This window comes from Staphylococcus sp. GDY8P45P, from assembly GCF_017892745.1.
In the GTDB taxonomy this organism is placed as follows: domain Bacteria; phylum Bacillota; class Bacilli; order Staphylococcales; family Staphylococcaceae; genus Staphylococcus; species Staphylococcus cohnii.
The window spans coordinates 1-24430 of record NZ_JAESLS010000008.1 but is presented as its reverse complement, the minus strand read 5'-3'; the positions used below and the strand labels follow the sequence as shown (position 1 = coordinate 24430).

Here is a 24430-nt window from a genome sequence, read left to right as displayed (position 1 = left end):
TCTATTTTCTCATTATATTTAAAAATCAGTTCTCAAACAATGATTATAATAAATTAATCAATTTCATTGATATTAAACTTGTTATTATTACTACTATCCAAGTCACTAAACCTAATAAAATCGGCTTTGCACCAGCTTGTTTAAACTGTTTGAAATCTACATTTAATCCTATACCTGCCATTGCCATCGTTATTAAGAATAATGATATTTGTTGGAATATATGAATAACTGTAGGTGAAAAATTAAAAATTGTACTAATCAGTGAAGCTACAACAAACCAAACAATAAACCATGGAAATATTTGTTTAACCGATGTGCCTGTTTGTTTTGATTTTTCTTTAAGTATCGTTCTATATGTAAAAAATAATACTACTGGAATAATCATTAATGTACGTGTCAGTTTTACGATAGCACCAGTTTCTAAAGCCTTACTTCCGTAATTAGATGTGGCAGCAATAACACTAGATGTATCGTTAATTGCCGTACCCCCAAAATAGCCAAAAGCAGTTTGGCCCATGTTCATTAAATGACCAAGTGGTGGGAATATAAAAACTGCTATTAAATTGAATAAAAATATAGTTGAAATTGCGAAAGCTACTTCATTTTCTTTAGCTTTGATGACTGGGCTTGTAGCAGCAATTGCAGAGCCACCACAGATAGAAGTACCGACACCAATCAAAATACTAAGATTTTCATTAATTTTAAATATTTTCATCAATATAAACACGATTATAAATGCTGCTAATAAAGTTATGATTATAATTGGTAAAGATTTCCAACCAATTGAACCAATAGATTGAAAACTCAATGTAAAACCAAGAACAATAATACTATAATGCAATATTTTTTTACTACTAAATTGGATGCCGGCACGATACTTTTTTGGGATTTCAATAAAATTATTTAAAAGAATACCTATAACAATTGCAAATATTGCACTTCCTATTATTGGAAATTTACTTCCCATAATCGTTGCAATAAGTGCAATAATAAATGTCATCAGTATACCTCGAGATTTCGACATTTAGCCCACCTCCAATTTAAATTCTATTTTACCATAAATAATTTATCGCTAAAGAATATTTTATAATCTTTTAATTATAATCACTAATATCCATTCCGTTAAAAATAAATTTGATTTAGTTAATGACGCAAATGATTTTTTACATATAAAAAAAGTACCTTTTACTTCAAAAGTAAAGATACTAAATTTATTGACTATTGAACCATCGTCAATGCACCCAAAATTGGCATTAAATTAATGAGTACACCACCAAGTTTTAATAATCCATTTATTTCTTTGTTAGGTATCGTAATTAATGCAGCAATGATACCAATTGCACCAATGATAACTGGTAAGAAAAATGAAGGAAAAATAGGTATTTTTAAAAATATTCCCGCACCAGCTAATAAACCGCAAATTAATGATACATATAAATACTTATACATTTTGAAACACTCCGTTTTTTTATCTATAAATAACTTATAATTAATTCATAATTCCCTTCAAAAATTGTATCTAAATCGTCTGAAGTTAGTATGAAATTTTGACCTTGTGTTACATCATAAATGTCACCATCAACAATGACTTGTCCAGAACCTTTTAATACGGAAACTAAAACAAATTCTCTAGGTTTCATATAATTTAATGTACCAGATATTTCCCACTTAACCATTGTAAAAAAATCATTTGAAACAAGTTGGATACGTTTATGATTTTCAACAATTTCGGTGTCTGTTGCTATATTAATATTTTCTTGAGTAACTTCGATGACTTCTTTCGCTTTTGCTTGATTCAATCCTCTGCGATCATGTGCTGCCTCTTCTCTATCAAAATCATAAACTCTATATGTGACATCAGAAGATTGCATTGTTTCATACACAAGTACACCAGCCCCTATAGAATGAATCGTGCCTGCTGGTATAAAATAAAATTCACCTGGTTTGACTTTAACTTTATTAAATAAATTTTCATAGTCTGTTTCATCGATTTGATCAACTGCAGTATCTTTACAATCTACGTTCACACCATATATGATTTCTGCGCCCTCTTCAGCATCTATAATATACCAACATTCTGACTTACCATATTGTCCGTTTTCGTTTTCATAAGCGTAGGCGTCATCAGGATGCACATGAATCGATAATGATTGCTTAGCATCTACAATTTTTGTCATTAACGGAAACTCTTGACTCGGAAAATCACCAAACAATTCCCGATGATTTTTCCATACCATATCTAATGTTTGTCCTTTGTATGGTCCATTCAACACTTCACATCTTCCATTTGGGTGTGCTGAAATCCCCCATGCTTCTCCAATATTTTCAGCGGGCAAATCATAACCGAGTGATTTCAACTTTGTGCCACCCCAAATTTTCTCATGTAATACTGGTTTTAAAAATAATGGCATTCACCACACCTCCAAACTTAGTTTTTATATTGTTTAATCTGATATATACAATTTAGAAAAAGATAAAATTATACTATTTATATTACATTTTAAAATTAATTTTACAGAACTATTGAAATTGTATCACATATCTTAATGCTTTATAAACTGTCACTTCAACGTTTGGTCATATTCAAATCATTAATTATTATATCAATACGTTTAATAGACGTATAGTTAAATTAATGCTACCCCATTCCATTCAACTAAATTTGACAATAAAATTATTCAATTGTCATAAATTTTTTAAAATAAAGACTTGCCTTCGCAACATTTTTAACATTATAATGACACTAGAGTCTTCAAAGGACTCATATTCTTTTACATATAAGGTAATAAATTATGATTATTTTGACCAGATGATCACTGTTCAAAATATAAAATTTGCAAAAAAGGCCCAAACTATTGTAGTTTGGGCCTTTTTATTCCTTGAAATTTAATTATATGTGCATATACTTTAAGAACTTGGAAAGCATTAAACTAAATTTGAAGATTATAAGTATCTTACGTTCTAAAATCTATTTTTCTTTGAAGTTAGCTAAAATTGTTTCTTTAACTTCTAATAAATGTGTCTCCATGGCTTTAACAGCTTCTACATCATCTTTGTTAGCAATTGCATTATAAATGACTACATGTTCCTCTAATAATTTATTCATTGTTTTTTGTTTACTATAAATAAATATTTTTCTTGTTTCTTTCATAGAATCTTGCATAAGTTCAGATATATTATTAAGTAATTCAACTAACAAAGAATTGTTACCAGCTTTTGCGATTAATAGATGAAATTCTAAATCAGCTCTTTCTCCTGATGTACCATCTGTTATTGCTTCCCCCATTCGATTCAAAGCCTTTTCCAAATCAACTAAGTTCTCTTCTGTACGGTGACATGCAGCCATTTTGACGGTTGCACTTTCAACAATCTCTCGTAACTCTAATAATTCTTTTATCTGAACTAACGAATTAAATTTATCTCCTAATTCAAAAAAAGTCGGTTCAATTTGCTTTACAAATGTTCCATAACCTTGTTTTATTTCCAATACACCTATCGTTCTTAATGCATTTAAAGCTTCTCTTACCGAAGCCACACTCACACCATATTCTTTACTGAGTTTTTGTATAGATGGTATTTTATCTCCAACTTGATAATTTCCAGATTTGATGCTTTCCAATAAAGTATCTGCAACTTGTTCATAAATTTTAGTGTTTGAAATCTTCATAGTTACCTCCAAACGATATCTATTATTGTATCAAATTTTCATCATAAAATTTATTAAAATAATAGATATTTCAATTAAAAATGGACCAAATTACATTAATTTGTAAATTGGCCCACATTTGTAACTATCGATTATTTATTTTTAAAGCTATCTAAAGCTTGTGATATTTCTACATCTCCACTAATAATTTGGAATTCAGTATTTAAATAGTCGTCACTTGTGACAACTTCATTGAGGACTGAAGCAACATCTTCTCGTGGAATTGAACCTCTGCCTTCAAAAAAGGCACCTACTTCAATTTTGTTTGTACCATCATCATTTAATAAAGCACCTGGATGTACAATCGTATAAGGTACTGATGCTTGTTTTAAGTATTCATCAGCATAATGTTTGGCAATTGTATATGGTTTCAAATCTCCACTTGCGTCAAATGCTTCTCTTCTAGAATCATATGTTGACACCATCACAAATTGTTTCGCATTATTTACCTCACTTGCTTTAATAGCTTTAACAGCACCATCTAAGTCTACAATAATTGTTTTATCGGCACCTGTACTACCTCCTGAACCAACGGAAAATACTACACGGTCAAAGCCTTTAAATTTTTCAGTTAAAGTTTGAACATCATCTGACTCAACATCAATTAAAGTTGCTTTGATATTCTGTTCTTTCAGTTGTTCAACTTGTGATTCTTTTCTAACTCCAGCGGTAAAATCTACCTCTTTTTCTTTTAACTGTTCTATTAAGTGATGACCAACGCCACCATTTGCGCCAATAACTAAAATACTCATATTGGTACCTCCTTATCGAGTTCATATTAAAAGTCTACCACTTTTATAAGAATTTAAAACAAATATGCATTTTCAATTGACATATTGGCACAATAACATTAATATATGAATATATATTAATATCTTCATATGATAGGAGGGTTGAATTTATGAATACGCCAATAAATACCGAAACTTTAGAGCATGTAACTGATATTTTCAAAGCGTTAAGTGAGAGGAATCGTATACGCATCATGCATTTATTATCACAAAATTCTAGCAGTGTAGGTCATATTGCGCATACTTTAAATATGGGGCAATCTAATGTGTCGCATCAGTTACGCATATTAAAACAAGCCCACCTAATCAAATCTAACCGCGAAGGCCAATCAATGATATATTCAATTGATGATACACATGTGACTGATTTATTGAAACAAGCAATTCATCATGCAAATCATAAACTATAATGAAAGGTGTGAACTTATATGTCACAACATCACGAACACAATCACACACACAACCATACACATGGTCATGTACACACCAATAATAAAAAAATCTTACTTATTAGCTTTTTAATTATTGGTATATTTATGATAGTTGAAATCATCGGAGGTTTTTTAGCACATAGCTTAGCATTATTATCAGATGGTTTACACATGTTTAGCGATTCTGTTTCATTAGGTGTAGCATTATTAGCTTTTATTTATTCTGAAAAACATGCTACTCAATCTAAGACTTTTGGCTACAAACGCTTCGAAATATTAGCAGCATTATTTAATGGTGTGACATTATTTGTTATCGGCATTTTTATCATCATAGAAGCAATCGATCGTTTCTTTAATCCAATAGCGGTAAAATCTACAGAAATGTTTATCATCAGTGTAATTGGCCTCATTGTTAATATCGTTGTTGCTTCTTTTATGTTTAAAGGTGGAGATACAGATCATAATATAAACATGCGTGGCGCTTTTCTCCATGTAATTGGAGACTTATTAGGTTCTGTCGGAGCAATTGTAGCAGCTATTCTTATTTGGTCATTTAATTGGACTATTGCAGACCCAATTGCAAGCATTATCGTCTCCCTACTTATTATTAAAAGTAGTTGGGGCATAACGAAATCATCTATTAATATTTTGATGGAAGGTACACCAAGTGATGTCGATATGGATGAAATCATTAACGCTATTACAAGTGAAGTGCAAATAAAAAATGTACATGATTGTCATATATGGACTATTTCTAATGAAATAAATGCTTTAAGTTGCCATGCAGTAGTACCTAATGACATGACAATCGAAGAAGGCGAACAACTTTTAAACCAACTTGAACATCGCTTAACACATTTAAATATTCAACATATGACGATACAATTTGAAACAGAATATCATAATCATGACAGCAATACCTTATGTTCAGCAATTTATACAGAAAAATAACGTGAGTTAAAAAAGTAAAAAGTGACTAGATTTTAAAGCTTGAAACAAGCAGTATCATTCAATTTAGTCACTTTTATGATTTTAATCACTATTAAAATATATAACAAATCCGAAACATTTTACACATTATAAAAACTTATCAAATATCAGTTCTTTAGCTGGCACTTGTTTTTCTTTAAAACCTCTTATAAATTCTTCATTATCATAAGGAACTTTAACTCGTTCAAATGAAAATTCATTTTCTTCGATAGTAACAATACCATATACCGCGTATGCGCCGTTATTTAATCCAACAGAACCAGGATTAAAATAAACCTTAGATTTATCATCAAACAAATGAACTGTATGATTATGACCGAAAATAATTAAATCAGCCTCTTTATCTTCAAAAAGTGATTTTATATTTTCTTCAGTAGGTTCAACAATAGGACTAAATGGCTGGCCATCAATCGGCGTATTCAATTTATCGTTTGGAATTTCGTAATGGATGAACATGACTTTTTTATGATTCATTGTTTTTTCAATAACACGAGGTAAAGCATTTAATTTATCGTAATAATCTTCGTCTAAGTGGCTTTCAATCCATTGGTGGTGTTCATAAAATTTATCTTTTAAGTCTTCAGGATAAGGCGTATCGTTAACAATTGACATCACCGCTTCATCATGATTACCTGCAATAATTTCCATATCATCTCTTTCGAATATTTCATCAAGAACTTTATTTGTTTCATGGCCTACACCAATATTATCGCCTAAGTTATATATTTTATTTATATCTTTTCTTCTATCAATATCATCCAATACTGTATCTAACGCATCAAAATTGCCATGTACATCAGTAAGAATTGCAAATTTCATGATGATATCTCCTTTCAACATTTTCTCATTTGGTCATTTTAACATTTTATAGCCATTTTGTTACCTATTAATTTTAAAATCTCTAATTTTTTGATAGCATATGCTTATCACTAAAAAGGAGTGCTTAAAATTTGTTTAAATTTCATAAACTAGCATTACAAAATGCAAAACCGCAAAATGCTAAAATTTTACTATTCACAATTGTAAGTTTTATCATATTGTTTGCTTTGACTGTAATAACTTTTATACCAGTTCAACCAGCAATATATAAATTTTTAATGTCAATGGCAATGCAACAACCTATTGGAAGTGCATTAATTACATTGATACTAGCAATATTAATTCCATTAGTGGTTTTTATATTTGTAGGATATCAACTTATTGCTGGAACTATATACACTATAGACAATGCAATTAATAAAGACAAGGTTAAATTCAAAGATTTATTTTCAATATTTAAAAAGGGTAAATATGCTAAATCATTAAAATTATCTTTAATCACATTATTAAGTATTATTATTATATTATTACTTAATCTTTTAATAAGTAAGCTATTGCAATTAGGAATTGTACAATTATTCACTGCATTACAAGGACCGTTAAGCAGTTCTGATCATGCACTTGGATTGTCATTAACATTCCAAATTATTGCAGCTACCTTACAAGTATTTATATTGTCATTTGTTTATTGGTTCTTTACAATCCTAATCATCAACTTTACACTAGCCTTTGTTAAAGAACCTAATAGAGGTGCTTGGTCTTCTGTAAAACGTGGCTTTAAAGCTATTAAAAACGGAAATAAAACTTGGTTTAAATTTTATCTAGGTATATTACTATTAAATTTACTTGTTATAATCTTAGCAAATCCGGTGAGTCAGTTAGTGTCAATTAGTACCGGTGGTATTTCACAAACATTAGCTATGACTATTATCTATATTGTGTCAGTAATTGTTATAATAATTAGATTGATTGTTTATTACACAAACTTATTAGCAATTATTCAATACTACAATAAAAATGGCGAGAACATTGATAAATCAGAAGTCAAAAAATCAAAAGCTTCTAAGCAATCTGATCAAACATCTAAAGTAACTAATAGTGTTAATCACACAACTGAGAAATCTACTGATGAAGTTAACCACACAACTGAGAAATCTACTGATGAAGTTAACCACACAACTGAGAAATCTACTGATAAAGTTAATCAAAATACCGATCAGTTTACAGATAACACAAAAGAAAAAACTACAGACATCAAAGATCAAATGAATAATAAAGATAAATAATATATTGGAATATAAATTGCAAAAGGACTAATCCGCAATAAGTGGATTAGTCCTTTTTAAATTGTAATTATGATACTACTTAATTTTTTATGCTTATACTCAAACGATTTTCTTATCGTTACAGAATGTAATTAGTAAATTTTCAGTATCAAAAAAGACACTTCATCTATGCATACAGATTATAATAAATGCTTTTTCAAGTATAATGCAGCACCATTTTCTTCATTTGTGAATGAAGTGACATCATCTGCTAAAGCTTGAATTTCTGGTCGAGCATTCTTCATCGCCACAGTATAATTGCCAAACGCAAACATCGCTCTGTCGTTATCACTGTCACCAATGACTAACGTTTCTTCTTGTTTAATGCCAAAGTAGTCTATCATTTCTTTAATTCCAGTTCCCTTATCAATGCCAAAAGCCATTGTTTCTGCGTTAAAGCGCGATGAATTAGATACACTGATTTGAAGTGTCGTTTGGTCATCGATTAACTGGTTTCGAAATTGAGTAATCTTATCATAATCTGGCGAAAATAAATAAATTTTTGAAAATGACGTGTCAGGGATACTTGTTTTCCAACTTACTTTTTCAACGATAGATTCTCTTCTGGATGTCCATTCACTGTATCCTACGTTTTCAGGTGGTGTTGATTGTTTAAACATCGCTTCTGCCCACGCTTGATCTTCATTAAGAATTATTCTATTACCGTCGAAAGGAAAAACTTCATAATAAATTGCTTGTGCTTTTGCTCTTTTCACAATTTCATTTACCGTATCAAATGTTAAACTATGTTTAAAAATAGTTTCATTGTGAACGACACCATTAGTACCGTTAGAACTAATAATACCATCCACTTTAAAATTTTCTGGTACAAGGTAATGAATCTCATCATGTGCTCTACCAGTAGCTAAAAATACTTTATAACCATGATTTCTTAATGTTTGAATAATCTCTGTCGTTTCTTTATCTACACGATTATCTTTATGTAAAATTGTACCATCCATATCTAAAAATATTGCTTTAACATTTTTCATGTAATTAAAATCCTCCATCATATGTTATCATATTAAATTATGGCACTTTATCTATGTTTCTGCAATGTCTCCATCTTTTAAAAACAGTGTGTATCGCCCATTGTTACATGCTATGTTGACATTTCTTTTAAAGAAATGACTCAATGTTGTACTATTAAGAATTTCAGATATTTGACCTTGTTTAAAAGGTTGCCCATTTTTCAATAAAAACCCGTAATCAATATCTTGTGTAATTTCTTCTACAAAATGCGTTACATAAATCACTGCTAATTTAGGATTTTGCTTATACAATTGTGTCAGCGCACTTAATAAATCTTCTCTTGCAATAAAATCTAAACCTGAAGCTGGTTCATCTAAAATTAAAAGTTTAGGGTTCCCCATCAACGCTCTTGCTATCAACACTTTTTGACGTTCTCCAGTAGAAAGATAACCATAATATTGGTTTTCAAATTGAGCGATTCCCATTTGTTTTAAATATTGTTTAGCCAAATCTATGTATTGTTGTTGTACATCTTGAAACAGACCGATTGACTTAAATATCCCACTAATTACAACATCTATAACAATTTCACCATCCTGAAATCGATCCATTAAACTACTAGATACAAATCCAATTTGTTGGCGTACATTTTCAGCAGAATACCCTTTTTTACCAGGCTCCATACCAAATAAAGCCATTTCACCAGATGTGTTTGGCTCATATGCATTTAAAATATTTAATAGTGTAGTCTTACCTGCGCCATTTAAACCATAAAGCATCCATTTTTCTCCCTCATTGATTTGCCAACTCACTCCTTGAACAATTTCTTTTCCATCTTTTCTTCTTGCTATATTGTTCAAATCAATTAGCATATATATCCCCCTTTTTAAAATTGTCATTTATTTTTGATTTTGTCTAAATATCTTTTCCAATGTCTTCCCTTTAGCCAATTCATCAACCATTTTGTCTAAATATCTAATTTCTTTCATTACTGAGTCTTCCATATTTTCAACACGAATACCACATATAACACCAGTTACTTTAGTTCTATGTGGATTTAACCTTGGTGCTTGTTGAATAAATGCTTCATAGTCTGTGCCATCTTCAATCATTTTATCTATTTGCGACTGACTATAGTCAGTCATCCATTTAATGACAGTATCTACCTCATTTTTTGTTCTACCTTTTTTTTCGACTTTTTTCACTAAATGAGGCTAAACATCTCCAAAAGCCATGGTATAAATTTTAGGTTTTGCCATTATTTTATAAGACCTTTCTTTATTTATAAAATGTAAGCTTGTACATAGCATATTAAATTTTTTATTTTTTTGAAAATATTTCACTTTTACTATACGTTAAAAAAATATCATAAACGTTATCATTTTTTAACTTCGAGCAATCGTTTCATCGCGTCGTATTCTTTGACTGATAAATCAACTAATATGTCAGAAGCTTGCTTTAAATATGCTCTATCTTGAGTTTCTCCCGCACATTTAATTAGCTTTATCACCTCTTCCCACATAATAACTATTTCAGAGAATAGGTGATATGATTGTTCTAAAGCACTATCTTTGATTAATAATTGAGCTTCTTCAAGAAAGGAAAGATACATTTTTCTAAACAATGCCCCTCCAGTCCCACCATTTTCCATTAAATTAGCAGTAAGTAATAAATCATATTGAATGTTTGAACTTCTTTCAAACCATGTTTGTATTTTGTCGCTTGTTTTCTTTATCCCTTTATATCCTATATTTTTAATAGGAGGATTTAAATAATCTTGAGCATTATTATGTATAGCATTTAATATGACTGTTTTCATATCTGGTAAGGGATGGTCTTGTTTTATTGTATAAGAGAGATTTTTAGATGACATAGGCCCTTTAGCATTTCTTGCTTGCGCTAAGTGTTCTAATTTTGTTTTAACAATGTTGCCTTGTTGTTTTGTATCAATCAAATAGGCATAAGCATCATCATAATCAAACATAGCTACATAGTGCCCTGCAAAATGCACTTTATCCGAAAAATAATCTAAATAATAACTGTCTAATTTCAAACCAACTGGGTGACCATCATCAAGTGTCTTTTTGACATTTTGCCAAGCCTTTTTTATGGATGTGGTTTCTTCTAATAAAATTTCTAAATTCAAATTTTTTACGATATTATTTGTTAAATAATCTGGTTTAATACGGCCGCCAAGAAATGGGAAATCCATATTTTTCATATCCCAATAAATATATCCAAGTCCTTCTCCGATACCAAATAACATCGGTTCAGATAACTCTATACCAATATGTTTTAATAATGTGCCAGTCGCTGTAGTTTCACAATGGGCGCCATTTAAATAATTAAGTTCACTATCCATATATTGTATTCTCCTTCTATGTATCATTTCATTCTCATTGGATGCATCATCTCAATTGTTCAACATAACTTCATTAAACTATAAAATTTCCACAAATAAAAGCTGAGACATCAAAATGTCTCAGCTCAATCTTACATATTAATTTATTCTACTGTTACAGATTTAGCTAAGTTACGTGGTTTATCCACATCTAAATCTCTGTGTAGTGCAGCATAATATGAAATTAACTGCATTGCTACAACAGCAACTAATGGTGTTAATAACTCATGGACATGAGGGATAACATATGTGTCACCATCTTTATTTAATCCATCCATAGAAATTATACAAGGGTTTGCACCACGTGCTGCCACTTCTTTCACATTACCACGAATTGAAAGGTTTACATTTTCTTGTGTTGCTAAAGCAATCACTGGCGTACCCTCTTCAATAAGTGCGATTGTACCGTGTTTAAGTTCGCCACCTGCAAAACCTTCTGCTTGAATGTAAGAAATTTCTTTAAGTTTCAATGCGCCCTCTAAACTAACATTATAGTCAATTGTACGACCAATAAAGAATGCGTTTCTTGTTGTTTCTAAGAAATCTGTAGCAATTTGTTTCATTACATCTGCATCATCCACAATTGTTTCAATAGCAGTAGTCACTTTTGCAAGTTCGCGTAGTAACTCAACATCGGCTTCTTTACCGTGTTCTTTCGCTACAATTTGTGACAAAATTGAAAGTACTGCAATTTGTGCTGTATATGCTTTTGTAGATGCAACTGCTATTTCAGGACCAGCATGTAATAATAAAGTATGATCCGCTTCACGTGATAATGTAGAACCAGGCACGTTTGTAATTGTTAATGATTTATGCCCTAGTTTTTTAGTTTCTACTAATACAGCACGACTATCCGCTGTTTCACCTGATTGTGAAATATAAATAAATAATGGTTTTTCTGAAAGCAATGGCATATTATATACAAATTCTGAAGCAACATGCACTTCTGTAGGAACGCCTGCCCATTTTTCCAAATATTCTTTACCAACTAAACCTGCATGATAACTTGTACCTGCCGCAATGATATAAATTCTGTCTGCATCGGCTACATCTTTTATAATATCTGCATCCATTTTTAAATTGCCATCAGCATCTTGATATTCTTGAATAATACGACGCATTACTGCAGGTTGTTCATGAATTTCTTTCAACATGTAATGATCATAAACACCTTTTTCAGCATCAGCAGCATCAATTTGTGCAGTATAAGCTTCTCTATCTTGTACTTTACCTTCTTGGTCTTTAATAATTACTTCGTCACGTTTAACAATGACAATTTCATGATCATGAATTTCTTTGTATTGGTTTGTAACTTGTAACATTGCAAGCGCATCTGAAGCGATAACATTAAAATCATCACCTACACCAATCAATAACGGTGATTTGTTTTTTGCAACATACATAGTGTCACGATCATGACTATCAATAAGGCCTAATGCGTAAGAACCTTCTAATAACGATACCACTTTTGTAAATGCTGCTTCTGTAGAAAGTCCAGTATTTGAGAAATATTCAACTAATTGAACAATAACTTCTGTATCCGTTTCAGATAAAAATTTTACATCTGATAAATATTCATTTTTTAACTCTTCATAATTTTCGATTACACCATTATGAACTAAAGTAAAACGTTCAGTTGCGGATTGGTGTGGATGTGAATTTTCATAATTTGGTACACCATGTGTTGCCCAACGCGTGTGACCAATACCTACATTTCCATCTATATCTTTACTATCTGCTACTTTTCTTAGCTCCGCAATACGTCCTTTTGATTTAAATACATTTGTGCCATCATCGTTAACAACAGCAACACCAGCAGAATCGTATCCTCTATATTCTAATTTTTCTAATCCTTTTAATAATAATTCTTTGGCATTATCATGCCCGATATATCCAACTATTCCACACATATACATACTCCTCCAATTTAATGGTGAAGGGCATTGAACGTTCGGCGTACAGGAACCTGTTCAATATATGAGGCCAATTTAAATAAATTTCTTAACATTCATTTTATCGTAAGAAATTTTAAAAAAAGGCACAGAAATCCCATTCACCTTTAATCTTAATTTTTATTTAATTTGGCTATCTTATTAACTTTGTGCACCAGGTTGCCCTAATGTTTTCCTTAATAAGTTTACGAATGAGCCACATCCGGGATAGCATCCGCCGATGGTTCGATAACTATCCTCCTCGTCTACAAGCTTCGATTTCATATCTATTAAGATTTCTGTTTTAAATCTTAAATGCTAAATATTTAACCTTTTCACTTGCACAGGCGCTTTAATTGATATATTTATGTCAAGCTGTCCTCCTTTCCTTCAATACCACTAATTGTACAATGCTTTTGCAACCAAATGCAAATTTTTTATTAACTACATCCTTAAAATAATTGTAAAATTGTTTTATTATTTAATATTCAAAACTTTCCATATATTAATAGTCATAAACTTGTCAAAAACACTGTGACAAATTTGAGATTACTATTTGTTGTTTATTTATGTAAACACACCTACAATAATAGTTAAATACAGAGAAAAAGAGGTGCAAATTATGTCACAAACAGATGCTCAAGATAATAAAGGGATTGGTCGTAAAGTTCAAGCTTTTGGTTCGTTTTTAAGTAGCATGATTATGCCTAATATTGGTGCATTCATTGCTTGGGGCTTTATTGCGGCAATATTTATAGACGGCGGTTGGTGGCCAAATAAAGATTTAGGTGAATTGGCTGGACCAATGATTACTTATTTAATACCATTATTGATTGCTTATAGTGGTGGTCGTTTAATTCACGAGATGCGTGGCGGTATTATTGCTGCTGTAGCAACAATGGGTGTGATTGTAGCATTACCAGAAACACCGATGTTACTAGGCGCAATGATTATGGGACCACTTGTTGGTTGGTTAATGAAAAAAACTGATGAATTCATTCAACCAAGAACCCCACAAGGTTTCGAAATGTTATTCAATAATTTCTCCGCTGGTATTTTAGGTTTTATAATGACAATCATAGGTTTTAAAATATTAGCACCAATTATGGAATTTATCATGCATATTTTATCCGTTGCTGTTGAAGCATTGGTACATGCGCATCTACTTCCATTGGTAAGTATTATTGTAGAACCTGCTAAAATCGTATTTTTAAACAATGCTATTAACCACGGTGTATTTACACCACTGGGTGCAGATCAAGCTGCATCTGCGGGACAATCTATTTTATACACAATTGAATCAAACCCTGGTCCAGGTTTAGGTGTATTAGTTGCTTATATGATTTTTGGTAAAGGCACAGCTAAAGCTACTTCATATGGTGCTGGGATTATCCACTTCTTAGGTGGTATACATGAAATTTACTTCCCTTATGTATTAATGAGACCGTTATTGTTCGTCGCAGTAATACTAGGTGGTATGACTGGTGTTGCTACTTATTCATTATTAGACTTTGGATTCAAGAGTCCAGCTTCACCTGGTTCATTTATCGTATATATGTTAAACGCACCTAAAGGTGAGTTCTTACACATGATTATAGGCGTATTATTAGCAGCAATCGTATCATTTATTGTTTCATCAATTATTTTAAAATTCACAAAAGAAACAGAAGAAGATTTAGAAGCTGCAACAGAGAAAATGGAAGCATCAAAAGGTAAAAAATCAAGTGTATCTTCTAAGTTAACAGGGAATAGTGATGATAACACTTCAACAACTGCTACTGATGCAACTGACAAAAATAGCGATAGTCAAACAGAAGATGATTTACTAGATAACTATGATACTGAGAATGTAGATGCACATGACTACAGTAAAGTAAGTCACGTTATCTTCGCTTGTGATGCAGGCATGGGATCAAGTGCTATGGGCGCAAGTATGTTACGTAACAAATTCAAAAAAGCTAGCATACAAGACGTTGAAGTAACAAATACAGCGATTAACCAATTACCTAGCGATGCTCAACTTGTCATTACTCAGAAAAAATTAACAGACAGAGCAATCAAACAAGTTCCAAATGCAATTCATATTTCAGTAGAGAATTTCTTAAATTCCCCTAGATATGATGAATTACTAGAAAACCTTAAAAAAGAAGAAAACTAATCACTCACTAAAAAGATATAAATTGGAGGGTATGGCTATGTTTTTGAGTACACGTGAAAAAGAGATTATCGAAATGTTAATTAAGTATCACGGTCAATATGTCACTATTTACGACATTGCTCAACATTTAGCTGTATCCTCTCGTACTATTCATAGAGAATTGAAGTCTATTGAACCCTTTTTAGCAAGTTTTAACATTGAGTTGGAACGCGTTACGAAAAAAGGATTACAGTTATCTGGTAATTCATCTGCGGTACATTCATTAAAAAATGAATTAATTCAACAAGTCACGATTGATCTGTCTCAAGAAGAACAAAAAGTAATTATTTTATATGCACTTATCCAAGCTAAAGAACCAATCAAACAATACAGTTTAGCACATGAAATTGGTGTTTCTACTCAAACACTAGCTAAATTACTAGATGAATTAGATGATGAACTAGACCAGTATCAATTAACACTTCAAAAAAAACGTGGTGAAGGTATCCACCTTTATGGTGCTGAATCAAAAAAAAGAGAATTATTAAGCCAATTAATGGTAAATAATTTAAATAGTACGAGCGTTTACTCTGTAATAGAAAATCACTTTGTGTATCAATCCATTAATCAATCCCAGTTACCAATGGTTGATTTAGATAAAATTTTCCAAGTTGAGAGAATTCTTATGGATCATTTGGGACAACTGCCCTATTCTCTTACAGAATCAAGCTATTTAACCTTAACAGTACACATTGTACTCAGCATTGATCGAATGCTTAAAGGCGAATATGTAGCTTTAAATGACGATATTTATAACAGTGTCAAAGACACCTTTGAACACCAAGTGGCTTCAGCTTTAGCATTACATTTAGAGCACATCTACGGTGTTCAGTTCAACCAAGCGGAAGTAACCTTCATCACGATTCATTTACGCGGAGCCAAACGCAAAGAAACTACTGAAGTATTTAAGAATAACAAAGATGATCAACGCATCGAAAAACTTATTCATATGGTTTCAGAGGTTTCCCAGCAAACATTTAAAGACTGGAGAACACTCAGTGAGGGGTTAAAGCTGCATATTATACCAGCAATCAATCGATTAAATGCTAATATTGAAACCTATAATCCTTTAACTGAAATGATTAAACATAAATATCCACGGCTATTTGAAAGTGTGCATCAGGGGTTAATAAAAACGTGGCCGAATTTTAAATTTCCAGAAAGTGAAATTGCGTTTATCGTATTACATTTCGGCGGTGCAATTCAAAAACAAGCGACACCTTTTTATAATGTACTTGTCGTTTGTAGTAGCGGCATAGGTACAAGCCGTTTACTCGCTACTCGGTTACAACAAACATTTAGTGAAATTCAACAAACAGCACAAGCGTCTGTGGGTGATCTTAATTCCATTGATATTCAACAATATGATGCAATTATTTCAACGGTTAATTTAGATATAAGCTTACCTTACCTCACAGTTAATCCATTGTTACCAGATGCAGATATCAATCATGTAGCTGCTTTTCTAAACATGCAACAAGACAAACCACAAACACAAATATTTGATGGCACTGGTACAACTTTTGCAAATCCTGAATATCAATTAGAATATATCCGTAAAGGACTAGAAGTCATTGATTCAATTTATCTTGATTATGCACATACTCAAGATTGGATTACGTATTTAACTGAACAATTATTTAAACATCAAATTATTGAAGATAAGCAGTCATTCGCTGAACTTATTAAGCAACGCATGGATGAACAAGGTTTTGTTTTAGACCCTTATCCCATTGCTATGCCACACTTAAAAAGTGATTTAATTAAGAAGCCATTTATCTTAGTCACTATTTTAGAAAAGCCACTTATGCTTAATAGTAATCAAAATGACAAAGTTTCTGTAACATATTTATTAAATATGTTCATACCTCCAGATGATATCATGGCACAATTTATTAGTGAATTATCTGGAAAAATTGGTGAGTATCTCGATGATATCGACCAATTTATGAAACAACCGGAACAATTAACAGATTTACTTAAACAAAGTTATCTGAAAGTATTACAAAATCAATTAAACATGGAGTGAATGATATGAGTGAATTATTTAGTAATGACAATATTTTTATTAATCAAACAGTGAAAGATCAAAACGAAGCAATTGAAAAAGCAGGACAAGCACTTGTATCAAGTGGTGCAGTTACAGAAGACTATATTCAAGCTATGAAAGATCGCGAGCAAGTTGTAACAACATTTATGGGAAATGGATTAGCTATTCCCCACGGTACAGATGAAGCTAAAACAAGTGTTTTAAAATCAGGCTTAACTTTAATTCAAATTCCTGAAGGTGTTGATTGGGATGGTGAAGAAGTTAAAGTTGTTGTTGGTATCGCAGGTAAAGATGGTGAGCATCTAGATTTATTATCAAAAATTGCCATCACATTTAGTGAAGAAGAAAATGTTGAACGCATTATCAATGCTTCATCAGCTGAAGAAATTAAGCAAGTATTCGAGGAGGCTGACGCATAATGAAAGCATTACATTTTGGTGCAGGTAACATTGGTCGTGGTTTTATTGGTTATATTTTAGCTGATAATGATATTAAAGTTACATTTGCAGATGTCAATGCTGAAATTATTGATGCTTTAGATTCTAAACAAGAATATGACGTCATATTAGCAGACGAGGCAAACACAACAACTCGTGTACACAATGTAGCCGCAATCAATTCAGGACAACCTTCTGCTAAATTAAAAGAAGCTGTATTAGAAGCAGATTTAATTACTACTGCAGTCGGTGTCAATATATTACCGATTATTGCTAAAACGTTTGCGCCTTATTTAAAAGAAAAAGAAACACCAGTAAATATTGTTGCTTGTGAAAATGCCATTATGGCCACGAATACATTGAAAGAGGCAATTCTAGATATCACTGGACCATTAGATGAACATATTCATTTTGTTAACTCAGCAGTTGATAGAATTGTCCCTCTGCAAACAAACGAAAATATTCTAGATGTTATCGTGGAACCTTTCTATGAATGGGTTGTAGAAAAAGATGCATGGTATGGTCCAGAATTAAACCATATTAAATACGTATCAAATTTGACACCATATATTGAAAGAAAATTATTGACGGTAAACACTGGCCATGCATACTTAGCTTATGCTGGTAGATATAATAATCAACCGACGATCTTAGATGCAATTAATGATAAAATGATCAAACATGATCTAGAAGAAGTCTTGAAAGAAACAAGTCAGTACATTACCAACCAATTTGATTTTTCAACAACTGAACAAGCACAATATGTTGATAAAATTATTGAACGCTTTAAAAATCCGCACCTTTCAGATGAAGTGACTCGTGTAGGTCGAGGTACGATCCGTAAAATCGGACCGCAAGACAGAATTATTAAACCATTAAATTATCTTTATCAAAATAATTTGAAACATCAGGCGTTAATTAAGGCAGCTGCATTACTGTTAAAATATGATGACATGAATGATCAAGAAACAGTAGAAAAAAACAATTATATTAATGAATATGGTGTTGAAACATTCTTAAAAGATTACGCTAAAATTGATGATCAATTAGCATCTGAAATTAGCAAAGAATACAACGTCTTATAGTATTAAATGATTAAAAGATAATATATTTAGTTACAGTATTGAACAATACAATATTTCTAAGTCAAAGGCTGATCCGTTTAAATACGGATTAGCCTTTTTTATGGTTAATTTTTTATAGCTTAGACTGTGCTTGTTAGAGATAAGTTATGATTGTAACTCAATCTTGTAGTTTTTTTATATAGTATTCTACTAAGCATACAACTTATTTTATATAAATTTAAAATATAATTTTATGAACTATCCTATGTTTTTGATACTTTACTAATAAAAAAACTGTCAATACATGTACTAACGCTACCATTAGTACTTGTATTGACAGTTTATAATAAATAATAAGCTTATTCATTTAGACCCATTTTGTCTTTAACTACATCAGCAATTGTTTGAGCATATCGTTGCGCTGCTTCATCAGTTGCTGCTTCAACCATAACTCTTACTAAAGGTTCTGTTCCTGAAGGTCTAACTAAAATACGTCCTTCTCCGTTCATATCAACTTCTACTCTAGTCATGACTTCCTGAACATCTACATTTTCTTCCACGCGATATTTATCAGTCACACGTACATTGACTAAAGATTGAGGATATTTTTTCATTTGTTTTGCAAGTTGACTTAAGCTTCTACCAGTCATTTTAATAATGCTTGCTAAATGCACGCCTGTTAATAAACCATCACCAGTAGTGTTATAATCCATTAACACGATATGACCAGATTGTTCTCCGCCTAAATTATAATTACCTCTACGCATTTCTTCAACTACGTAACGATCTCCAACTTTTGTTTTATTAGATTGAATGCCTTCATCTTCTAAGGCTTTGTAGAACCCTAGATTACTCATGACTGTTGAGACTATCATATTATTATTTAATTCTTGATTCTTGCTCATTGCTTGACCAATGATGAACATAATTTGATCTCCGTCTACGATGTCCCCATTTTCATCAACGGCAATTAATCTATCGCCATCGCCATCAAAAGCTAAACCAAAGTTGCATTCTTCCTCAACTACTTTTTCAGACAGTGTTTCTGGATGTGTTGATCCTACATTATCATTAATATTATAACCATTAGGATTACAACCAACTGTAACTGTATCGGCCTCTAAATCTCCAAATAAAAACGGTGCTAGTGATGAAGTAGAACCATGGGCGCCATCTAAAGCGATTTTCATGCCATCTAAGTTAACATCAATAGTAGATTTTAAATAACTTATGTACTTCTGTGCACCTTCAAAATAATCAGAATAATGCACGATGTCATCCCCTACTGGACGTGGTAATTCTGGGTTTTCTTGATCTAATAATTGTTCAATTTCTCTTTCTTGATCGTCAGAAAGTTTGAAACCATCAGAACCAAAAAATTTAATACCATTATCTGGAACAGGATTGTGAGACGCAGAAATCATAACACCTAGTTCAGCTTCCATCTCTTTAGTTAAATAAGCTACGCCAGGTGTTGATATAACGCCTAAACGCATCACTTCTGCACCGATTGAAATCAATCCAGCAATTAATGCAGATTCAAGCATTTCACCAGAAACACGAGTATCTCTACCAACGAGTACTTTAGGGTGCTTTTCACCTTCATTATGGGCTAATACGTAACCCCCAAAACGCCCTAATTTAAACGCAAGTTCTGGCGTTAATTCTTTATTTGCAACGCCCCTTACGCCGTCTGTACCAAAATATTTTGCCATGATTTATATCTCCTTTATAAAAAACTATTTAATATTAATTTTTGCTGTTGTTTCTTTTGGATTAATTTTTGAAACGTCATCTGGTAATTTAAATTCTACATTTTTTTCAGTTGATTCTGTAACACCATCTAAATCGATTTCTGCAGTAATTTCGTCAATATCTTGAATGTCGTTTCTATTACCGAAAATTTCCACTTCTTTTTCATCTAATTTTATATCATCTATTTCTTTACCTTTAGGTAAAGCACCTATTGCTTTAGTTTTAACTTTTACTTTCTTGCTATAATCTTCTACTTTTACACTCAAATTAACTTCATTCGGTTCAATTAATACTTTAATTTTATTAAGGTTTCTGTCAAAAGCAGTGATACGTGCAATATCCGTAGTATCTTTGCTAATTTTATCTTTATCCTTAAACGTAGCTTTTAAATATGCAATTTTATCAATTTGTTTGCTACCACCAGTCACTTTAACTGTTTCAGGTGATACACTTTGATCACTAACTTTATAATTAGCATTTAAATCGTTATCACTCACGTCAGGTTCTACCTTAAGTTTTTTAGTAACTTTTTCTTCAAGATTAACTGTTGTTTCTTTTGGCTTAACTGTATAATCAATGTTTTTATTTAAACCATTGACTTTGAATTGTGTGGTATGCTTTCCAGCTTTCTCACCACTCAGATCAAGTACTGCCTTAATATTTTCACCGTTTTCAGCTTTTAGTACTTGAGATTGTGGGCCAGATATTTCAATATCTACCTTACTCGGCACATCGCTAGCATATAACGATTTACTATCATAATTAACTTGCACTGGTACATCTTGAAGTGTTTCCGTAGATTTTTGTCCTAATTGGTCAGCATTAAAGATATTACCAAACATGTTATTGACAGATAAGAAAAATACTAGTGCTAAAACTAATGCTATTAATCTTAAGCCCCATTTACTTTCTAACATATTAATTCACACCTTTCTCTTGAAAGTGTGTGCCAAACCAATGTTCAGCCAATAATTCTTCAAATGCTTCATTTGATATATCTTTTCTCAATTTTCCATCAAATGTGACTGAAATAGATCCAGTTTCTTCAGATACTACTACTGTAAATGCATCTGAAACTTCTGAAATACCTACAGCTGCTCTATGTCTTGTTCCTAAACTTTTAGCTATTTTAGCACTGTCTGATAGTGGCAAATAACTGGCAGCACTTGCAATTTTGTTCGCTTGAATGATCATAGCACCATCATGTAAAGGTGTATTAGGTATAAACACATTAGTCAATAATTCTTGAGAAATTTCAGAATTCATTGCTATACCTGTTTCAATATAATCTTGTAATCCTGTTTCTTTTTCAAATACGATTAATGCACCAATACGACGTTTAGCCATATACTGTACTGCCTTAGAAACAGACGAAATAAGTTTGTCCTCATCACTATTCAAACTTGTGGAATAGCGTTTAAATAGACTTCCTCTACCCAGTTGTTCTAAAGCGCGTCTAATCTCCGGTTGAAATATAACAATTAAAGCTAAAACACCCCATTGTATTACTAAATCAAACAAACGAGATGTCGCTGTTAAATTTAACATTTTACTCACTTGTTGGCCGATTACAATTACAACAATACCTTTCAGTAATTGAATCGCTTTTGTACCTTTAAATACTGTAATGAGAAGATAAAGTACATACCATACAATGAGCAAATCGAGTACACTAGCAATTATTTTGACTGTACTCCAATCATCAAAAAAGTTGGATAAATCCATAACATCTCCTCCGGTTATCTGTTCCCATGATATATATTATACCAATCATAACACTAACTGTCATATTAAGTATTAAATTTTTATCATAAAATTAAAAGGAATATAAAAAGGAATAATATGGAAATAATGCCATATTATTCCTTGTTTTTTATAATAATGTTTCACCAAAGAAACTACCTACTAAAGAAACTGCCTGTTCTGCTGTGTGATTATTCATATCTATCAATGGATTGACTTCTACTAAATCCATTGAAGTGATTAAATTTGACTTATGTAATAATTCAAGTGCAAAATGACTTTCCCTATATGTTAAGCCTCCCAGCACTCGTGTACCAGTTCCTGGTGTTTCAGCTGGATCTAAAGCATCTACATCTAATGATAAATGAATGCCATCTGTTTTAGATTTCAAATAATCTAAAGTTTGTTCCATCACTTGTTTAATGCCTAGTTTATCAATATCTGCCATTGTATATGTTTTAATATTATTTTCTCTAATGTATTGACGTTCTCCCTTATCTAAATCTCTCATGCCTATAAGCACGATATTTTCTGGTTTAACTTTAGGTGCAAAATTAGAGATATTCACTAAACGTGAATCACCTTCTCCGGCTAATACCCGTAGTGGCATTCCATGTATATTACCAGAAGGTGATTCCTCAGGTATATTTAAATCACCGTGAGCATCATACCAAATGATACCTAAATTCTCATAGTGTTTACTGATACCCGAAATAGAGCCTATTGCTATGGAATGGTCTCCACCTAAAATAAGTGGAAAATTGCCATTATCAACACTTTGCCCTACTGTTTCACTAAGTTGATTAGATACTTCTACTATTTCATCTAAATTACGTAAGCCTTTTTGAACTGAGTTAAACTTCTCTAAACGCATTGCAGGAACATTAATGTTACCTGAATCTTTAACATCAATTCCAATATTTTGTATTCGTTCTACAATACCTGCATATCGAATTGCATCTGGACCAAAATCTACCCCTAATTTTTTTTGGCCATAAGTCGAAGGTGCACCAATAATCTCTACTAATTTATCCATAAAAAAACCCCTTTGTTTGCGTTTGATATTAGGATAATCTAAAGTGATATGACTTTCAAGTTAATACAAGCGCCCTCAATTGTAAGATTTTAAGCAAATTACATAAAGAAACAAAAAAACGATTTTTAATTCAAAATAACTAAATATAGCAATGTAATTTTATAGTTTTAAACAAAAAAATGTATATACTAAATATCAAAAAATTTTTCATTTATAAAAAAACAAAAAAGCATTCCCAAAGGAATGCTTAAAAAGTGAGCCATAGAGGATTCGAACCTCTGACCCTCTGATTAAAAGTCAGATGCTCTACCAACTGAGCTAATGGCTCTAATGGCTGGGCTAGCTGGATTCGAACCAGCGCGTGACGGAGTCAAAGTCCGTTGCCTTACCGCTTGGCTATAGCCCATTAATGGTGGAGGGGGGCAGATTCGAACTGCCGAACCCGAAGGAGCGGATTTACAGTCCGCCGCGTTTAGCCACTTCGCTACCCCTCCGCATTATTAAATTAGCAATGGTGGAGGATGACGGGTTCGAACCGCCGACCCCCTGCTTGTAAGGCAGATGCTCTCCCAGCTGAGCTAATCCTCCAATATGTATAAAATGACCCCGACGGGACTCGAACCCGTGTTACCGCCGTGAAAGGGCGGTGTCTTAACCGCTTGACCACGGGGCCATATGGCTCCACAGGTAGGACTCGAACCTACGACCGATCGGTTAACAGCCGATAGCTCTACCACTGAGCTACTGTGGAATAATGAAATATTGCCTGGCAACGTCCTACT

Annotated in this window: 22 protein-coding genes and 6 tRNA genes; 7 read left to right on the top strand and 21 right to left on the bottom strand. The window is 32.1% G+C overall.

Features of this window, described 5'->3' with window-relative positions:
• Positions 1–43 precede the first annotated feature (43 nt).
• The 5 genes from KA873_RS09450 to KA873_RS09430 all read right to left on the bottom strand — a co-directional run bounded on the left by KA873_RS09450 (position 44) and on the right by KA873_RS09430 (position 4458).
• Entirely contained in the window at positions 44–1024 is a 981-nt protein-coding gene (locus KA873_RS09450) for a YeiH family protein (protein ID WP_107385905.1), read from the bottom strand.
• A 194-nt stretch (positions 1025–1218) separates the two neighbouring features.
• Positions 1219–1449, bottom strand: a complete 231-nt coding sequence (locus tag KA873_RS09445; protein WP_019467689.1) for a hypothetical protein — start codon at positions 1447–1449, stop codon at positions 1219–1221.
• A 23-nt stretch (positions 1450–1472) separates the two neighbouring features.
• Positions 1473–2411 carry a type I phosphomannose isomerase catalytic subunit gene (locus KA873_RS09440; protein ID WP_107505275.1) on the bottom strand — a complete coding sequence of 313 codons (939 nt, stop codon included), beginning with the start codon at positions 2409–2411 and terminating at the stop codon, positions 1473–1475.
• Between the two features lie 557 nt (positions 2412–2968).
• Positions 2969–3667: a FadR/GntR family transcriptional regulator gene (locus tag KA873_RS09435; protein ID WP_107384888.1), complete on the bottom strand. Its 699-nt coding sequence runs from the start codon at positions 3665–3667 to the stop codon at positions 2969–2971.
• Positions 3668–3798: 131 nt separating this feature from the next.
• Entirely contained in the window at positions 3799–4458 is a 660-nt protein-coding gene (locus KA873_RS09430) for an SDR family oxidoreductase (RefSeq protein ID WP_107384889.1), read from the bottom strand.
• Positions 4459–4607: 149 nt separating this feature from the next.
• On the opposite strand from KA873_RS09430, the gene KA873_RS09425 reads away from it, so the two are divergent.
• Both KA873_RS09425 and czrB read left to right on the top strand, forming a co-directional pair.
• On the top strand, positions 4608–4907 hold the full coding sequence (locus KA873_RS09425) for an ArsR/SmtB family transcription factor (RefSeq protein ID WP_107384890.1): 300 nt from the start codon (positions 4608–4610) through the stop codon (positions 4905–4907).
• 18 nt (positions 4908–4925) lie between these two features.
• Positions 4926–5879, top strand: a complete 954-nt coding sequence (gene czrB, locus KA873_RS09420) for a CDF family zinc efflux transporter CzrB (RefSeq protein WP_107384891.1) — start codon at positions 4926–4928, stop codon at positions 5877–5879.
• Positions 5880–6005: 126 nt separating this feature from the next.
• On the opposite strand, the gene KA873_RS09415 is transcribed toward czrB, so the two are convergent.
• On the bottom strand, positions 6006–6737 hold the full coding sequence (locus KA873_RS09415; RefSeq protein ID WP_107384892.1) for a metallophosphoesterase family protein: 732 nt from the start codon (positions 6735–6737) through the stop codon (positions 6006–6008).
• Positions 6738–6868: 131 nt separating this feature from the next.
• Between KA873_RS09415 and KA873_RS09410 the strand changes: the two genes are divergently transcribed.
• Positions 6869–8023, top strand: a complete 1155-nt coding sequence (locus KA873_RS09410) for a hypothetical protein (RefSeq protein ID WP_107505273.1) — start codon at positions 6869–6871, stop codon at positions 8021–8023.
• 179 nt (positions 8024–8202) lie between these two features.
• Here KA873_RS09410 and KA873_RS09405 read toward each other — a convergent pair whose 3' ends face one another.
• The 5 genes from KA873_RS09405 to glmS form a co-directional block, all read right to left on the bottom strand.
• Positions 8203–9054, bottom strand: coding sequence for an HAD family hydrolase (locus tag KA873_RS09405; RefSeq protein ID WP_107384894.1), 852 nt, complete (start codon positions 9052–9054; stop codon positions 8203–8205).
• 51 nt (positions 9055–9105) lie between these two features.
• A complete protein-coding gene (locus tag KA873_RS09400) occupies positions 9106–9906 on the bottom strand; it encodes an ABC transporter ATP-binding protein (protein WP_107505272.1) in 801 nt (266 codons plus the stop codon).
• 27 nt (positions 9907–9933) lie between these two features.
• Complete coding sequence (locus KA873_RS09395; protein WP_348634385.1) at positions 9934–10239, bottom strand: DUF2200 family protein; 306 nt, start codon at positions 10237–10239, stop codon at positions 9934–9936.
• A gap of 173 nt (positions 10240–10412) precedes the next feature.
• On the bottom strand, positions 10413–11396 hold the full coding sequence (locus KA873_RS09390) for a BtrH N-terminal domain-containing protein (protein WP_210140273.1): 984 nt from the start codon (positions 11394–11396) through the stop codon (positions 10413–10415).
• Positions 11397–11539: 143 nt separating this feature from the next.
• A complete protein-coding gene (glmS, locus tag KA873_RS09385; protein WP_107384898.1) occupies positions 11540–13345 on the bottom strand; it encodes a glutamine--fructose-6-phosphate transaminase (isomerizing) in 1806 nt (601 codons plus the stop codon).
• A 643-nt stretch (positions 13346–13988) separates the two neighbouring features.
• On the opposite strand from glmS, the gene KA873_RS09380 reads away from it, so the two are divergent.
• Genes KA873_RS09380 through KA873_RS09365 form a run of 4 tightly spaced genes read left to right on the top strand, consistent with a single transcriptional unit; the run spans position 13989 to position 19135 of the window.
• A complete protein-coding gene (locus KA873_RS09380; RefSeq protein ID WP_107384899.1) occupies positions 13989–15524 on the top strand; it encodes a PTS mannitol transporter subunit IIBC in 1536 nt (511 codons plus the stop codon).
• Positions 15525–15561: 37 nt separating this feature from the next.
• The gene (locus KA873_RS09375; RefSeq protein ID WP_107505200.1) at positions 15562–17592 is read left to right on the top strand and encodes a BglG family transcription antiterminator; all 2031 of its coding nucleotides are present in this window, start codon (positions 15562–15564) and stop codon (positions 17590–17592) included.
• 5 nt (positions 17593–17597) lie between these two features.
• Positions 17598–18032, top strand: coding sequence for a PTS mannitol transporter subunit IIA (locus tag KA873_RS09370; protein WP_107384901.1), 435 nt, complete (start codon positions 17598–17600; stop codon positions 18030–18032).
• Positions 18032–19135 carry a mannitol-1-phosphate 5-dehydrogenase gene (locus KA873_RS09365; protein WP_107505201.1) on the top strand — a complete coding sequence of 368 codons (1104 nt, stop codon included), beginning with the start codon at positions 18032–18034 and terminating at the stop codon, positions 19133–19135. The genes KA873_RS09370 and KA873_RS09365 overlap by 1 nt, the downstream gene beginning before the upstream one ends.
• 338 nt (positions 19136–19473) lie before the next feature.
• Here the strand turns inward: KA873_RS09365 and glmM are convergent, their stop codons facing one another.
• The 10 genes from glmM to KA873_RS09315 form a co-directional block, all read right to left on the bottom strand.
• Positions 19474–20829, bottom strand: a complete 1356-nt coding sequence (gene glmM / locus KA873_RS09360) for a phosphoglucosamine mutase (RefSeq protein ID WP_107505202.1) — start codon at positions 20827–20829, stop codon at positions 19474–19476.
• 24 nt (positions 20830–20853) lie between these two features.
• The gene (locus KA873_RS09355; protein ID WP_107385262.1) at positions 20854–21786 is read right to left on the bottom strand and encodes a CdaR family protein; all 933 of its coding nucleotides are present in this window, start codon (positions 21784–21786) and stop codon (positions 20854–20856) included.
• Between the two features lies 1 nt (position 21787).
• Complete coding sequence (cdaA, locus tag KA873_RS09350) at positions 21788–22594, bottom strand: diadenylate cyclase CdaA (RefSeq protein WP_019467737.1); 807 nt, start codon at positions 22592–22594, stop codon at positions 21788–21790.
• Positions 22595–22742: 148 nt separating this feature from the next.
• Positions 22743–23648 (bottom strand): arginase, encoded by a 906-nt coding sequence (gene rocF, locus KA873_RS09345; protein ID WP_107505393.1) that lies wholly within the window; start codon positions 23646–23648, stop codon positions 22743–22745.
• A gap of 255 nt (positions 23649–23903) precedes the next feature.
• A tRNA-Lys gene (locus KA873_RS09340) sits at positions 23904–23976 on the bottom strand.
• 3 nt (positions 23977–23979) lie between these two features.
• Positions 23980–24054 (bottom strand) — tRNA-Gln (locus KA873_RS09335).
• 4 nt (positions 24055–24058) lie between these two features.
• Positions 24059–24142 (bottom strand) — tRNA-Tyr (locus tag KA873_RS09330).
• 18 nt (positions 24143–24160) lie between these two features.
• Positions 24161–24236: transfer RNA gene (locus tag KA873_RS09325), tRNA-Val, on the bottom strand.
• A gap of 13 nt (positions 24237–24249) precedes the next feature.
• Positions 24250–24321 (bottom strand) — tRNA-Glu (locus KA873_RS09320).
• A 3-nt stretch (positions 24322–24324) separates the two neighbouring features.
• Positions 24325–24399 (bottom strand) — tRNA-Asn (locus KA873_RS09315).
• Between the last annotated feature and the right edge of the window lie 31 nt (positions 24400–24430).

Bases quoted from the DNA above. Each gene is read 5' to 3' on its own strand.
- KA873_RS09450 (WP_107385905.1), bottom strand. From the start codon at position 1,024: ATGTCGAAATCTCGAGGTATACTGATGACATTTATTATTGCACTTATT.
- KA873_RS09445 (WP_019467689.1), bottom strand. From the start codon at position 1,449: ATGTATAAGTATTTATATGTATCATTAATTTGCGGTTTATTAGCTGGT.
- KA873_RS09440 (WP_107505275.1), bottom strand. From the start codon at position 2,411: ATGCCATTATTTTTAAAACCAGTATTACATGAGAAAATTTGGGGTGGC.
- KA873_RS09435 (WP_107384888.1), bottom strand. From the start codon at position 3,667: ATGAAGATTTCAAACACTAAAATTTATGAACAAGTTGCAGATACTTTA.
- KA873_RS09430 (WP_107384889.1), bottom strand. From the start codon at position 4,458: ATGAGTATTTTAGTTATTGGCGCAAATGGTGGCGTTGGTCATCACTTA.
- KA873_RS09425 (WP_107384890.1), top strand. From the start codon at position 4,608: ATGAATACGCCAATAAATACCGAAACTTTAGAGCATGTAACTGATATT.
- czrB (WP_107384891.1), top strand. From the start codon at position 4,926: ATGTCACAACATCACGAACACAATCACACACACAACCATACACATGGT.
- KA873_RS09415 (WP_107384892.1), bottom strand. From the start codon at position 6,737: ATGAAATTTGCAATTCTTACTGATGTACATGGCAATTTTGATGCGTTA.
- KA873_RS09405 (WP_107384894.1), bottom strand. From the start codon at position 9,054: ATGAAAAATGTTAAAGCAATATTTTTAGATATGGATGGTACAATTTTA.
- KA873_RS09400 (WP_107505272.1), bottom strand. From the start codon at position 9,906: ATGCTAATTGATTTGAACAATATAGCAAGAAGAAAAGATGGAAAAGAA.
- KA873_RS09390 (WP_210140273.1), bottom strand. From the start codon at position 11,396: ATGGATAGTGAACTTAATTATTTAAATGGCGCCCATTGTGAAACTACA.
- glmS (WP_107384898.1), bottom strand. From the start codon at position 13,345: ATGTGTGGAATAGTTGGATATATCGGGCATGATAATGCCAAAGAATTA.
- KA873_RS09380 (WP_107384899.1), top strand. From the start codon at position 13,989: ATGTCACAAACAGATGCTCAAGATAATAAAGGGATTGGTCGTAAAGTT.
- KA873_RS09375 (WP_107505200.1), top strand. From the start codon at position 15,562: ATGTTTTTGAGTACACGTGAAAAAGAGATTATCGAAATGTTAATTAAG.
- KA873_RS09370 (WP_107384901.1), top strand. From the start codon at position 17,598: ATGAGTGAATTATTTAGTAATGACAATATTTTTATTAATCAAACAGTG.
- KA873_RS09365 (WP_107505201.1), top strand. From the start codon at position 18,032: ATGAAAGCATTACATTTTGGTGCAGGTAACATTGGTCGTGGTTTTATT.
- glmM (WP_107505202.1), bottom strand. From the start codon at position 20,829: ATGGCAAAATATTTTGGTACAGACGGCGTAAGGGGCGTTGCAAATAAA.
- KA873_RS09355 (WP_107385262.1), bottom strand. From the start codon at position 21,786: ATGTTAGAAAGTAAATGGGGCTTAAGATTAATAGCATTAGTTTTAGCA.
- cdaA (WP_019467737.1), bottom strand. From the start codon at position 22,594: ATGGATTTATCCAACTTTTTTGATGATTGGAGTACAGTCAAAATAATT.
- rocF (WP_107505393.1), bottom strand. From the start codon at position 23,648: ATGGATAAATTAGTAGAGATTATTGGTGCACCTTCGACTTATGGCCAA.